Source organism: Rosenbergiella epipactidis (assembly GCF_018494055.1).
Lineage (GTDB): Bacteria > Pseudomonadota > Gammaproteobacteria > Enterobacterales > Enterobacteriaceae > Rosenbergiella > Rosenbergiella epipactidis.
The window spans coordinates 1-13,232 of the sequence record NZ_JABBFQ010000010.1; the positions used below are offsets into that span (position 1 = coordinate 1).

Below are 13,232 nucleotides of genomic sequence, written 5' to 3' on the forward strand. Positions count from 1 at the left end.
GCCGAACTCAGAAGTGAAACGCCGTAGCGCCGATGGTAGTGTGGGGTCTCCCCATGCGAGAGTAGGGAACTGCCAGGATCCTTTTAAAAAAGGCCACCTTTATAGGTGGCCTTTTTGCTTTTCTCTTTTTGTTCTAAGCTAAGCTGAAATTATTTCACCTACCCCTCGCATTGCTCGACAGCCTTTCTCTGCCACGCTATATTGGCTATCTGGACGTCTAAATAGAGTTTGAGGATTAAAGGTTATGCCGATTAAAGTACCTGATGAGCTTCCTGCAGTGAATTTTTTGCGCAATGAAAACGTGTTCGTGATGACCGATACTCGTGCGCATCTCCAAAATATTCGCCCATTGAAGGTACTGATCCTCAACCTGATGCCGAAAAAAATTGAGACGGAAAATCAGTTTTTACGTTTACTATCGAACTCTCCATTGCAACTCGATATCCAACTCCTCCGTATCGATAACAGAGAATCACGTAACACGCCCACAGAACATCTTAATACCTTTTACCGTAATTTCGACGATATTAAGGATGAGAACTATGATGGCCTCATCGTGACCGGGGCTCCGTTAGGTTTAGTCGATTTTGACGATGTCGCCTACTGGCCACAGATCAGTGAGGTATTGAGTTGGGCGAAAAAACATGTGACATCAACCCTTTGTGTATGTTGGGCGGTACAGGCGGCGTTAAATATTCTTTATGATGTGCCTAAACAAACACTGGAAGAGAAGATCTCTGGAGTGTATGAGCATCTCAACTTAGAGCCTCATGCTTTACTGACTCGCGGTTTTGATGAAACCTTTCTGGCCCCACACTCCCGCTATGCAGCCTTCCCCGTCGAGACAATTAAAACGCATACTGATTTAGATATCTTAGCCAGCTCTGAGCAAGCAGGGGCTTATCTTATGGCCTCTCGCGACAAAAGATTAGTATTAGTGACGGGGCATCCAGAATACGATGCGCATACATTGGCGGCAGAATTTATTCGCGATACAGAAGCGGGTTTATCGCCTATCTTACCCGATAATTATTTTCCCGATAATAATCCTGCGAATAAGCCGAAGGCGACATGGCGCAGTCATGGCTACCTACTTTTTGCTAACTGGCTCAATTATTATGTCTACCAAATCACGCCATTCGACTTACGAGAGATGAATCCCACTTTGGATTAACAGGGCAAGTCGCGGTATTCCCAAGGTTGTTTGATCATCATTTTCGTCTACGCTTTTACGCATAACAGTAACGATAAAGCGGGACGAAATGCTGATATTACTTAATCTACTGGCCGCAATAGCCCTATTGGTATGGGGGACTCAGATAGTACGCTCGGGAATAATGCGTGTTTTTGGCGCAGATTTACGACGCGTATTAAGCCGAAGCGTGGAGAAAAAGCCTTTCGCCTTCTTGGCAGGGATAGGGGTAACCGCGCTGGTACAGAGCAGTAATGCGACCACGTTATTGGTGACTTCCTTTGTTGCGCAGAATCTTATGACGCTCACCCCGGCGCTCACGGTAATTCTGGGGGCTGATGTCGGCACTGCGTTGATGGCAAGGGTACTGACCTACGATCTTTCTTGGCTATCACCGCTATTTATTTTTATCGGCGTCATGCTTTTTATTAGCCGTAAGCAGACCCGAGTCGGTCAGATAGGCCATACACTCATCGGTCTTGGCCTAATCCTCTTAGCGTTACAATTAATTGTCGAAGCTTCTCGTCCCATTACCCATGCTACAGGCGTTCAGGTCTTATTCTCATCGCTGACCGGTGACATATTATTGGATGCACTGGTTGGGGCATTCTTTGCGATGGTCAGTTACTCAAGCCTAGCGGCAGTCCTGATTACCGCCACGCTGACCGCCACAGATGTGATTGCGCTAAAAGTTGCCCTGTGCTTAGTGGTTGGCGCGAATATAGGTAGTGGGATTCTTGCATTATTAAATAGTGGTAAGGCGAGCGTCGAAAGTAAGCAAGTCGCGTTAGGCAGCTTACTCTTCAAGCTTATGGGTGCTGTAGTGGTATTACCTTTTATTGGTATTTTTGCCCATCAACTTGATAAATTGACGGTATCGAGCGCTGATTTAGTGATCTTATTCCATGTATTTTACAACGTAGTACGCTGCCTACTGTTACTCCCTCTAACCGAGAAGATGGCGTGTTTATGTGAGCGCTGGATCCCGGCGGCTACCAACGAAACAGAAAAATTCACCACAAGGTATTTAGATCGTGCGGCACTTGATACTCCCTCCTTAGCGTTAGTCAATGCGGCCAGAGAAACTTTGCGTATGGGGGATATCATCGAAAAGATGATGATCAGCCTCAAGCGGGCTTTTCAAGGACAGCAAGGCGAAGAGAAGGTGGTAACCCGTTATGACGACCAAGTGGATGCCTTATATACCGGAATCAAACTCTATCTGGCGCAAATCCCTAGAGAAGAGCTTCAAGAACAAGAATCTGAACGCTGGGCTGAGATCTTTAATACAGCTGTTAATTTGGAGCAAGCAGGGGATATTCTAGAGACGATGACGGTAGATATTGCAGCGAAATCACTGGCTAAGCAACGACCCTTTTCTACGGAAGGCCTCGAAGAACTCAAAACGTTATACGATAATCTTCTGGAAAATCTACAGCTCAGTCTATCCGTCTTTATTGCTCGTGATCTGGATGCTGCACGACGGTTACGGCGTTCTAAGCACCGTTTTCGTCGGTTAACCCAGCGTTACTCATTGACGCATGTTGAGCGATTATCGCTACAAAATAAGCAGAGCCTCGAAACCAGTTCACTGCACTTAGGATTATTGGGAGAGATGAAAAGATTAAACTCCCTATTTTGTTCAGTGGCCTATGGGGTACTTGACCAGCGTGAGGCAGAAGAGGAATAAAAGATAGGCCCGACAGCAAAACGTTGTCGAGCCAAAGAAAGGTCTAAGAGGTCTTCTTACCCGACCAATAACCGGACAACAGCGACCCGGAAATATTATGCCAGACCGAGAAAAGTGCACCCGGTAATGCGGCCAAAGGTGAGAAATAGAGTTTACCTAAGGTCGCAGCGAGTCCTGAGTTTTGCATTCCTACTTCCAGAGCTAGCGTACGACACACCGACTCATCAAAGCCAAAGAGCTTACCTCCACAATAGCCCGCCATTAAACCTATGGCGTTATGCAGGACTACCGCGACAATGACGGTTAAGCCGACGCTTGAGATATACTGCTGGCTTCCCGCCACCACGGCTGCAATGATGAGCAAAATAGCGACCATCGAAAGCGTGGGCAAATAGGGCTCAATCCGCTCGACCAGCTTTTTACAGCTATGATGCACAATCAATCCTAAGCTAATGGGGATCAGCACGATCTTGACGATGCTCCACAACATACCGGCAATATCGACTTGAATATGGGTATCGACATATAACCTCGTCAATAAGGGGGTCGCTATCACCCCGACGAGGGCCGAGACAGAAGAGATCGTCACAGATAAAGCGACATCACCCTTAGCCAGATAAATCATCACATTTGACGCCGTACCACTCGCGACACTGCCGACCAATATCATCCCCGCCGCAAGATCGGCGGGCATATGCATGATTTTAGCCAAGCCATATGCGGCCGCCGGCATAACAAGATAGTGTAGAAATGTTCCTGCCAATACCGGAGCAGGGCGATTCAGTACGCGACGGAAGTCGTCTAAACTTAAGGTTACTCCCATCCCGAACATTATCAGCATCAAAAGCTCACTGACCCAAGGCCCTATTGCTGTGAAGCCAGTCGGTCGCCAATAGGCGACCGCCGATAATGCTACTGCCCATAACGGAAATAACCTTGTTACCTTGGCTAACATTACACTCTTCCTTATTCGAAGAGATGTCGGTGCAGGGTTTGTACCGCCGCTTCCGCATCCTTACTGGGTAGCAAGAAACAGAGGTTATGTTCACTCGCACCATAACAAATCAAACGCAGGTTAAAGGGAGATAACACCCCAAACACTTCCTTTCCTACCCCTGGAGATTGCGAGAGTTGATTCCCAATCAATGCCACTAAAGAGAGATCTTCTTCAACTTCGACGCGGCATAAGGCCGATAATTCAGTAAGTAGTGCTTGAGTTAACAGCCCTCGTGCTTGGCCACTGGTATCGGTTGTATCCAAGGTCAAAGCGATACTGACTTCTGATGTGGTAATCAAATCAACCGAAATATGGTGGCGAGCCAGAACAGCAAAAACTTCCGCTAAGAATCCCCGTGCGTGCAGCATCTTTAAGCTATGAAGCGTCAATAGTGTTTGGCGTCGGCGCAACGTCAAGGCTCTAAACAGAGGCTTCTCATTCGTCTCAGGGTAGACAAACGTACCGCCATCGTTTGGCGCTTTGCTTGAGCCCACGAAGACTGGGATATTGTTGCGTACAGCAGGAAGAAGCGTCGCGGGGTGGAGAACTTTCGCGCCAAAGGTTGCCATTTCAGCGGCTTCCTCAAAAGAGATCTCGGCAATACGCTTAGCGGTAGGTACAACCCGTGGATCGGTAGAGAAAATCCCCGTCACGTCGGTCCAGATATCAATACGGCTGGCGTGTAGGGCTTCGCCGAGTAACGCAGCAGTATAGTCACTGCCTCCACGGCCAAGCGTAGTGGTACGTCCTTTTTCCTCACTACCGATGAAGCCTTGGGTGATAACAAGATTATCATTTAAGAGTGGGGCCAAATATTGGGTTGCCAGCTCATCGACGCTCTTAAGCTCAGGTTCTGCACTGCCAAAACGATCACTGGTGCGCATGACTTTACGGACATCGAACCATTTGACGGCGACGTCACGCTCACGGATAAGTTCGGTGAACAGCAGTGTCGACATCAGTTCACCATGACTGACGAGTTCATCGGTAAGCGCTAAAGATGTCGCAAGTGAGGCTGCTTCGGATAACGTGGTGATACTTTCGAGGATGCGGTCAATTTCATCGCGAACAACATCGGCGCTACGGAGATTATCGACAATCGCATACTGAATACGACGGACTTCGTCGAGTAAGAAAGCCCGACGGGCGGTCTCTTGACCTGAGGCAAGTTCAACCAAAATATTGGTGATACCGGCAGATGCCGAAAGAACAACAAGCTTAACGTCTGGATGACTGAGTACAATATCGGCACTGCGGGACATTGCTTCGAAATCAGCAACACTGGTACCACCGAATTTTGCCACAATGAATGTGGATTGGGACATGCTTAACACCCTCGATTCTAAAAAAAATAAACAAATCATTTTTAGGTGAGGGGTGAAGATACAGTCTAACTGTTCTCTACTCAGAAGCCCCCCACCTAACGTCATTAACATCAACTGATGTATTGGTGACAACTCAAGGGATTCAGCCCCTGTAGCCGACAAATAAACAGCCCGTATGTTTATCGTCTCGGCGTCACTCCCCCTGATATGCCGTCAATGAATACGGATTCTCTGACATACTGCCTGGGTGACGCGCCTCTTCTGGTGCGACGATAGAACGCCGCTAAGTACAAATATCGTTTAATACCGGTGCTGTCAACGCTAAATCGTCTATCGCAGAAATTAATTAGTAAAGTTTCAGTATGACCCGGTGACTCGGTATTCTGTGCACCACTAAATAGCACCTCCTAGCAAACCCCTTAGGGTTGGACGTTCTAGAGTAAGGGATAATCAAGAGGCATCCGAGTCGCAAGACTATGGTTATCTCACCCATTTTCGTTCAAGATGGGAGCGGTTGCACCGGAGTGTTAAATTTCAACCCAAACATTGACGCGAGACTGGTTAACAGTGCGTAAAGTGTGTTTAAGTCGACAGATTATTAACTAACTAAGAGTGTTGTTATGAAAAATATTAACCCTACACAAACAGCAGCATGGAAAGCCTTAGAACAGCATTTTCAAACGATTAACGAAACAGATATCGCCTCACTTTTTGCTCAAGACCCGCAACGTTTCACGCATTTTTCGACCACTTTTGAAGATAAAATTCTCGTCGATTACTCCAAAAACCGTATCACTCAAGAGACCTTAGATAAGCTTTTAAACCTGGCGAAAGAGTGTGATTTATCTGGTGCAATTAAGTCGATGTTTGCCGGTGAGAAAATTAACCGTACCGAAGACCGCGCTGTGCTACACATTGCACTACGTAACCGTAGTAATTCGCCAATCTTGGTAGACGGTAAAGACGTCATGCCGGAAGTGAATGCGGTACTGGAAAAAATGAAACATTTTTCAGCGCGTATCATCAGTGGTGAATGGAAGGGTTACACCGGTAAAGCGATTACTGACGTCGTCAATATCGGTATCGGCGGATCTGACTTAGGTCCTTATATGGTCACCGAAGCGTTAAAACCGTATAAAAACCATCTCTCTATGCATTTTGTCTCCAACGTTGATGGCACACATATTGCCGAGACCTTAAAACCGCTCAATCCAGAAACCACACTTTTCTTGGTCGCCTCTAAGACCTTTACCACGCAAGAGACCATGACTAACGCTCACAGTGCGCGTGATTGGTTCTTGGCGAAAGCCGGTGATGCGCAGCACGTTGCCAAACACTTTGCCGCGCTATCCACGAACAGCTCAGCGGTCAGCGAGTTCGGGATTGATACCGATAATATGTTTGAATTCTGGGACTGGGTAGGGGGACGCTACTCGCTCTGGTCTTCAATTGGTCTATCTATCGCGCTGTCGATTGGGTTTGATAATTTCGAGCAGCTATTATCCGGCGCCCATGCGATGGATAACTACTTCGCCCAAACACCGGCTGAGAAGAACTTGCCTGTAACCCTGGCGCTTATTGGCCTGTGGTACAACAACTTCTTTGGCGCAGAAACCGAAGCTATCCTACCTTACGACCAGTATCTGCACCGTTTTGCCGCCTATTTCCAACAAGGTAACATGGAATCCAACGGTAAATATGTTGACCGTGACGGTAACCCAGTGGACTACCAGACAGGCCCGATCATTTGGGGAGAGCCAGGCACCAATGGCCAACATGCTTTCTACCAATTGATCCATCAAGGGACCAAGATGATCCCCTGCGACTTTATTGCGCCAGCAGTCACGCATAACCCATTAAGCGATCATCACGACAAGTTACTGTCTAACTTCTTCGCTCAAACGGAAGCCTTAGCGTTTGGTAAATCGAAAGAAGCGGTAGAGAAAGAGTTCGCGGATGCAGGGAAATCTGCGCAAGACGTTGCACACATCGTCCCATTCAAAGTCTTCGAGGGGAACCGTCCGACCAACTCTATCTTATTGAAAGAGATCACGCCTTATAGCCTCGGTGCGCTGATTGCGATGTATGAGCACAAAATCTTCACCCAAGGTGCGATTCTTAATATCTTTACCTTTGATCAGTGGGGGGTTGAGCTAGGGAAACAGCTTGCGAACCGCATCCTGCCGGAATTGAAAGCTGAAGAGAAGATCTCGTCACATGACAGCTCCACCAATGGGCTAATCAACCAATATAAATCTTGGCGTTAAACCGAGATAGCAGTAGAGAAAAAGCGGCGATAGTGCCGCTTTTTTATTTTTAAGAAAAAACATTATTTTTGAGGCATCTGTCACATTAAAACATTATTATTTTAGCTCTCTTATAATAAAAATGAGTAAAAATAATGAATGATCAAGTTGTTACACCAAAAATTCCACGGGCAATTGCCAACTTTTTACAGTGGGTATTGAATATCGGTCTGATCGTTTTAGCCGCAATCTTAGCGGTCTTTTTAGGTAAAGAGACGGTTAACTTGGTAACCGTATTGTTTCATCGGGGTGAGGAGCAATCCTCTTATCTATTGATTGAAGGAATCGTGATCTATTTCCTCTATTTCGAGTTTATCGCCCTAATCATTAAGTATTTCTTATCCGGTTATCACTTTCCCCTGCGCTACTTTATCTACATTGGTATCACCGCGATTGTTCGCCTCATTATCGTCGACCATAAAAACCCATTGGATACGCTGATCTATTCTGCTGCGATTTTGGTGTTGGTGGTGACACTTTGGTTGGCAAATAGCCGCCGCCTTAAAAGAGAGTAGGGGGCAGGTTCTGGTTATCTGCAGAAGATGGACTCAACCTCTGTTATGATGAGTGACATTTTCAAGAAGAATACGGAAGCGTTTCATGCATGACCTCTCAGTACAGCGATTACTGACCGATCAATTTCGCGCCCTCAATGAATCTGACTGTGCTCCAGATATTTATTCATGGCTGGTGGATGAAACGTCAATGACGGCACGATTAGAAGCGTATTGTCAGAAACTAGAGGTTACTATCGTTAAAGAAGGATTCTTTTCTGAACATGCGCTGACGCCGGACGAGCATCAGTTAGTTGTTGGTGACGCAGAAAACACGCGATTTTGGTTGCGAGAAGTACAACTTTTGGCGGACGGAGAACCTTGGCTTGCGGGGAGAACGGTGATACCCGAAAGCAGTTTACAAGGACCTGAGGCCTCGTTAATGGCATTAGGCACTCGACCCTTAGGACATTATTTATTTCAATCCTCGTCATTATGTCGAGATTTTTTAACGCCGGGCACGATGAATGGATTATGGGCGAGACGTTCCTTGTTACGCCTCGCCAATAAACCGTTATTATTGACCGAAATATTTTTACCCGCTTCACCACTTTACCCGCTATTGGCAAAAGGATCTTTACCGTGCATTCTGCAACCTCTTCAAAAATAAAAGCTTACCTGCAATTAATGCGGCTGGATAAGCCTATCGGTACACTTCTTCTACTCTGGCCAACATTTTGGGCTTTGTGGTTATCGGGAATGTCTTTTCCGCCACTTCCGGTACTGATCGTCTTTACCTTAGGGGTTATTTTCATGCGTGCGGCGGGTTGCGTGGTGAATGACTATGCCGATCGGAATATCGATGGACATGTAGAAAGAACTAAGAATCGCCCGCTGGCGAGCGGCCGCGTAATGGCTAAGGAAGCGAAAGTTTTATTTATCGTCTTAGTGCTGTGTTCATTTTTACTGGTGCTGACCATGAATCGTATGACGATCTTACTGTCAGTCGGTGGTGTGGCGCTGGCGGCTATCTATCCTTTTATGAAGCGCTATACTCACTTGCCACAAGTGGTGTTAGGTGCGGCATTTGGGTGGGCGATTCCGATGTCATGGGCAGCCGTAACGGAAACGCTACCCGGTGTGTGTTGGTTACTGTTTTTCGCTAATATCTGTTGGACCGTGGCGTATGATACGCAATATGCAATGGTCGATCGGAATGATGACCTTAAGATTGGGGTGAAATCGACAGCCATCCTTTTTGGTAAGCATGATCGGTTAATCATTGGATTATTACAGTTCATTACCTTAGTACTGCTGGTTTTAGTTGGCCGGTCTCTGCACCTAAATAGCTTTTATTACGGTGGTTTGGTGGTCGCCGCGATACTGTTTGGGTGGCAGCAAAAGCTTATCTACCTTCGCGAGCGAGGGGCCTGCTTCCAAGCCTTTTTAAATAATAACTATGTTGGATTAGTGATCTTTGCTGGAATAATTTTAAATATTCTGCCGTTTATTAACTTGATGTAGATCGAGTCATAAAGAAAAGGCGACCAGTAGGTCGCCTTTTTTGATCGCTTTTTAACTATTTTCAGGAAGAAGATTATCTGAATTTTCAATCGTCTGCCTAACATCTCGATTCATCAAGTCGAGGAGTAGGTTACGCATCACAATGGATTTATCGATATCCGCATCATCTCGGTCGCTGATATAGCCTTCATCACGTAACGTTAAGACCAAGCCAGTAAAGACTGCCTTATCGAAGAACTCAGGCGCATTAATTCCGTGTAAAACCGATAAGCGCTGGGCCAGTGTACGACTCTCTTTTTCAAGAGTACCACGGTTAATGGTCGGTTTCGCACTGAGGATTGTGAAGGTGATGGCGTAACGCTGTAGCGTTTCACGTACCCCTGCGGCGAGAAGTTGTAAAGTACGATATTTCTGTGTTGAGGTCGCGGCAATCACACCTTCAGATTCGGTAATCAATGCTTGGCGACGCAATTCTTCCAGTAAGCGCTTAATCTCTGGCTCAAGTTGTTCATCACTCCAATGTAAGAACAGCTCGCGTTTAAGCATTGGATAGATCAATCTAACTTGCTGCAGTAATTCATCATAGGTCAACGACTTATGTTGCAGAACGATGCTTGCCAACAACGAAGGTAAGACCAGAAGGTGATGAATATTATTACGATAATAGGTCATCAGCACTGCTTGTTCGCGAGGCAATACAATGATTTCACCTAAGGTATCTTGCTCAATAGAGAACTTATTCATCTCAAGAGCATGATCAAGCAGCTGCTGTGGAGTCATATCGGGCAGCGTCGATTCTGACGAATAAGGTACATTGCGTAATAGATCGCTATAGCAGCTAAGCTGATCAAGTAACTGCTCACGAGTCAAAGAACGCTGACGAGAAGCCAATAACGCGGTTACACAGAGGTTCATCGCATTCGCCGCACCGGCATTATTGATTCGGGTCATAACTTGTGCCGCGATATCGTTCACCGCTGGGGTCAACCACGTCGGGCGCTGCACTTCAATCGGATCAATATCATCACGCCAGTTTGGAACATGCTGATTAAGATAGGCGTTAAGGGGTAAAGGTTCACCGAAGTTAACAAAACCTTCGCCGAGATTACGCAGTTTTCTTAACCCGCGGATCATCTGTAAGAATCCTTCTTTTTCCTTCGCGGCACCGCGTAATTCTTTGGCGTAAGTCGCGACCTCCATCACATGCTCATAGCCAATATAGATCGGCACTAAGGTGATAGGGCGATTGGTTCCGCGTAACATCGCTTGCAGGGTCATGGTTAGCGTACCGGTCTTAGGATCTAACAAACGACCGGTTCGAGAACGCCCGCCTTCAACAAAATATTCAACCGAATACCCGCGGCTGAATAATTCACCGAGGTATTCACGGAAGACCGTAGAATAGAGTTTGTTACCCTTAAAGGTTCGGCGAATAAAGAATGCGCCCAAATGACGGAAAATAGGACCGGCTGGCCAGAAGTTGAGGTTGATACCGGCTGCAATATGGGGCGGAACAAGGCCTTGGTGGTACAGCACATAGGAGAGCAGTAAATAGTCCATATGACTACGATGGCAAGGGACATAGACGAGTTCATGCCCATCTTGCGCCAGTTGGCGAATACGCTCGCCACCGTTTACGGTAATCCCTTTATATAAACGGCTCCATAACCAGCTCATCACTCGGTCAGTAATACGAATGGCTTCGTAGGTAAAGTCAGCCGCAATTTCTTCCATCATCTCGACTGCGTTCTTCTGCGCTTCGTCGTGAGAGATTTTTTTAGTACGAGCTTCGTCCTCGACGGCTTTCGCAATCGCAGGCGATTGAAGCAGTTTAGTAAACAGTTGTTGGCGGGCTGGTAAACTCGGCCCTACCGCGGCAAGCCGTTGGCGCGAAAAATGGATATGGGCGACTCGCGCTAATTTTTGCGCGATTGATTTATCGGTGCCGTGTTCGTCAGCCATTTGGCGCATGGAGACTTTAGCCGAGAAGCGTACAAAGCTATCGCGGCCCAACCACAGTACTGCAAACAGCTTTTGTAACCCATTCAGTTCGCGTAAAGATGGGCCTGGCTCGCCATTAATCTCGCGGGCGGGGGCACGACCAAACATTACTGAAACAGGCACTAACTGAACATCTAATGCAGGATTATTTTTATGCAGATCCAGATAGTCGTGAAAAATTTTTACCGACTCTTGGTTAGGGGTAAATGAAGGGAAGACACGTGGGCCATCATGCATAAAAACATAGCGTGGGAGTAGTACGCCGTCTATCTCGATAGGGACTAAGGGATCGGGGAGATCATGCTTCAAGCATTGCGTTCGCAAGGCGAGCAAATCCGTTTTGGAATCGTAGGGGAAAACGTACATAATAGGACGCGTTGAGTCGAGACCCAATTCTGTGACTGGATCTCCAGGAATTACCCGACTTTTCACGATGAATGAGAGGGGTAAGTTTAATAATTTATAAAGTAAATCACGCCAACCTGACATAGTTGAATTCATAGCCTCTTAAATGAGCAAAGCGCGGTCATCATAACAGAAACGTTTGCGAAGATCTGTCCAGTAAAAATGTAATATCGGGCTGTATCACAGCTCTTCATGGAGAAAAGAGTTAATGACTAACCAAGTTACCGGACTGCGTCGTATTATTAACGCAGCAGGTTATTCATGGAAAGGGTATAAAGCCGCTTGGCAGCACGAGGCGGCCTTTCGGCAAGAAGTCATTTTAGGGACCTTTGGCACAATGATTGCGTTGCTATTGCCGGTATCTATTCTTGCCAAACTGGTCCTTATCGGCTCAATGGTATTAGTGATTATTGTTGAACTATTAAACAGTGCGATTGAAGCAGTGGTGGACCGTTTCGGGGAAGAGTGGCATACACTCTGCGGTCGCGCTAAAGACATGGGATCGGCGGCGGTGTTACTTGCACTCCTCTGGTCATTAGCGGTGTGGATAGCTTTACTGGTTGAGAGTTGGCACTATTATTTCCGCTAAACCCCAGCAATTTATCGGTGATGCCGGTTTCTATTTATAAAATACCTGTATATACTCACAGAGACTGTATAAACAACCAGGGGGTCGGATGAAAGCGTTAACAGCAAGGCAACAGCAGGTTTATGACCTGATTCGTGATCATATTAACCAGACTGGTATGCCTCCGACCCGAGCCGAGATCGCTTCGCAACTCGGCTTTCGTTCGCCTAACGCCGCTGAAGAACATTTGAAAGCCCTTGCCCGCAAAGGCGTGATTGAAATTGTTTCAGGGGCTTCGCGTGGCTTGCGTTTATTGCTGGAAGAGCCAGAAGTCGAAGGCCTACCATTAATTGGTCGTGTTGCGGCGGGTGAGCCTATTCTGGCGCAAGAACATATTGAAAGTCACTACCATGTCGATCCGGCACTCTTCAAACCCAATGCTGACTTCTTACTGCGTGTAAGTGGGATGTCGATGAAAGATATCGGCATTATGGACGGTGATCTGCTTGCTGTGCACAAAACACAAGAAGTCCGTAATGGACAAGTTGTTGTTGCACGTATCGACGATGAAGTGACAGTGAAGCGTTGGAAAAAAGAAGGTAGCACGGTCCACCTGCTTCCTGAAAACAGCGAATTCAGCCCGATTGTTGTCGACACTCGCGAACAGAGTTTAATGGTCGAAGGGCTAGCGGTCGGGATTATTCGTAATGGCGAGTGGTTATAGGTAATA

The 13,232-nt window shown here is 46.8% G+C and carries 11 protein-coding genes, 1 rRNA gene and 1 riboswitch; of the genes, 9 read left to right on the top strand and 3 right to left on the bottom strand.

All coding sequences use genetic code 11. The annotated features are described in order from the left end of the window. The 3 genes from rrf to HGT71_RS13775 all read left to right on the top strand — a co-directional run. Positions 1–78 (top strand): 5S ribosomal RNA (rrf, locus tag HGT71_RS16020); the annotation flags it as partial. Between the two features lie 166 nt (positions 79–244). Further along, complete coding sequence (gene metA / locus HGT71_RS13770) at positions 245–1,174, top strand: homoserine O-acetyltransferase MetA (RefSeq protein WP_214218277.1); 930 nt, start codon at positions 245–247, stop codon at positions 1,172–1,174. An 88-nt stretch (positions 1,175–1,262) separates the two neighbouring features. Further along, complete coding sequence (locus HGT71_RS13775) at positions 1,263–2,882, top strand: Na/Pi cotransporter family protein (protein ID WP_214218278.1); 1,620 nt, start codon at positions 1,263–1,265, stop codon at positions 2,880–2,882. Between the two features lie 43 nt (positions 2,883–2,925). On the opposite strand, the gene panS is transcribed toward HGT71_RS13775, so the two are convergent. Together panS and lysC are read right to left on the bottom strand one after the other, a co-directional pair. Next, complete coding sequence (gene panS, locus HGT71_RS13780; protein ID WP_214218279.1) at positions 2,926–3,837, bottom strand: ketopantoate/pantoate/pantothenate transporter PanS; 912 nt, start codon at positions 3,835–3,837, stop codon at positions 2,926–2,928. Between the two features lie 11 nt (positions 3,838–3,848). Next, entirely contained in the window at positions 3,849–5,204 is a 1,356-nt protein-coding gene (gene lysC, locus HGT71_RS13785; RefSeq protein ID WP_214218280.1) for a lysine-sensitive aspartokinase 3, read from the bottom strand. A gap of 76 nt (positions 5,205–5,280) precedes the next feature. After that, positions 5,281–5,473, bottom strand: a riboswitch (Lysine riboswitch). 351 nt (positions 5,474–5,824) lie between these two features. Between lysC and pgi the strand changes: the two genes are divergently transcribed. The 4 genes from pgi to ubiA all read left to right on the top strand — a co-directional run bounded on the left by pgi (position 5,825) and on the right by ubiA (position 9,528). Continuing rightward, the gene (gene pgi / locus HGT71_RS13790; protein ID WP_214218281.1) at positions 5,825–7,471 is read left to right on the top strand and encodes a glucose-6-phosphate isomerase; all 1,647 of its coding nucleotides are present in this window, start codon (positions 5,825–5,827) and stop codon (positions 7,469–7,471) included. A 134-nt stretch (positions 7,472–7,605) separates the two neighbouring features. Beyond that, on the top strand, positions 7,606–8,025 hold the full coding sequence (gene psiE / locus HGT71_RS13795; protein WP_214218282.1) for a phosphate-starvation-inducible protein PsiE: 420 nt from the start codon (positions 7,606–7,608) through the stop codon (positions 8,023–8,025). 85 nt (positions 8,026–8,110) lie between these two features. After that, entirely contained in the window at positions 8,111–8,674 is a 564-nt protein-coding gene (gene ubiC / locus HGT71_RS13800; protein ID WP_214218283.1) for a chorismate lyase, read from the top strand. Beyond that, positions 8,647–9,528, top strand: coding sequence for a 4-hydroxybenzoate octaprenyltransferase (gene ubiA, locus HGT71_RS13805; RefSeq protein WP_342355462.1), 882 nt, complete (start codon positions 8,647–8,649; stop codon positions 9,526–9,528). The genes ubiC and ubiA overlap by 28 nt, the downstream gene beginning before the upstream one ends. A 51-nt stretch (positions 9,529–9,579) precedes the next feature. Here the strand turns inward: ubiA and plsB are convergent, their stop codons facing one another. Further along, positions 9,580–12,018: a glycerol-3-phosphate 1-O-acyltransferase PlsB gene (plsB, locus tag HGT71_RS13810; protein ID WP_214218284.1), complete on the bottom strand. Its 2,439-nt coding sequence runs from the start codon at positions 12,016–12,018 to the stop codon at positions 9,580–9,582. Positions 12,019–12,142: 124 nt separating this feature from the next. On the opposite strand from plsB, the gene HGT71_RS13815 reads away from it, so the two are divergent. Both HGT71_RS13815 and lexA read left to right on the top strand, forming a co-directional pair. Continuing rightward, entirely contained in the window at positions 12,143–12,523 is a 381-nt protein-coding gene (locus HGT71_RS13815; RefSeq protein WP_214218285.1) for a diacylglycerol kinase, read from the top strand. 88 nt (positions 12,524–12,611) lie between these two features. After that, entirely contained in the window at positions 12,612–13,226 is a 615-nt protein-coding gene (lexA, locus tag HGT71_RS13820; protein ID WP_048911306.1) for a transcriptional repressor LexA, read from the top strand. The last annotated feature ends 6 nt before the right edge of the window (positions 13,227–13,232 follow it).

Coding starts and splice junctions, on each gene's coding strand:
- HGT71_RS13775 (WP_214218278.1), top strand. CDS start 1,263: ATGCTGATATTACTTAATCTACTGGCCGCAATAGCCCTATTGGTATGG.
- lexA (WP_048911306.1), top strand. CDS start 12,612: ATGAAAGCGTTAACAGCAAGGCAACAGCAGGTTTATGACCTGATTCGT.
- panS (WP_214218279.1), bottom strand. CDS start 3,837: ATGTTAGCCAAGGTAACAAGGTTATTTCCGTTATGGGCAGTAGCATTA.
- plsB (WP_214218284.1), bottom strand. CDS start 12,018: ATGTCAGGTTGGCGTGATTTACTTTATAAATTATTAAACTTACCCCTC.
- lysC (WP_214218280.1), bottom strand. CDS start 5,204: ATGTCCCAATCCACATTCATTGTGGCAAAATTCGGTGGTACCAGTGTT.
- metA (WP_214218277.1), top strand. CDS start 245: ATGCCGATTAAAGTACCTGATGAGCTTCCTGCAGTGAATTTTTTGCGC.
- ubiC (WP_214218283.1), top strand. CDS start 8,111: ATGCATGACCTCTCAGTACAGCGATTACTGACCGATCAATTTCGCGCC.
- psiE (WP_214218282.1), top strand. CDS start 7,606: ATGAATGATCAAGTTGTTACACCAAAAATTCCACGGGCAATTGCCAAC.
- pgi (WP_214218281.1), top strand. CDS start 5,825: ATGAAAAATATTAACCCTACACAAACAGCAGCATGGAAAGCCTTAGAA.
- HGT71_RS13815 (WP_214218285.1), top strand. CDS start 12,143: ATGACTAACCAAGTTACCGGACTGCGTCGTATTATTAACGCAGCAGGT.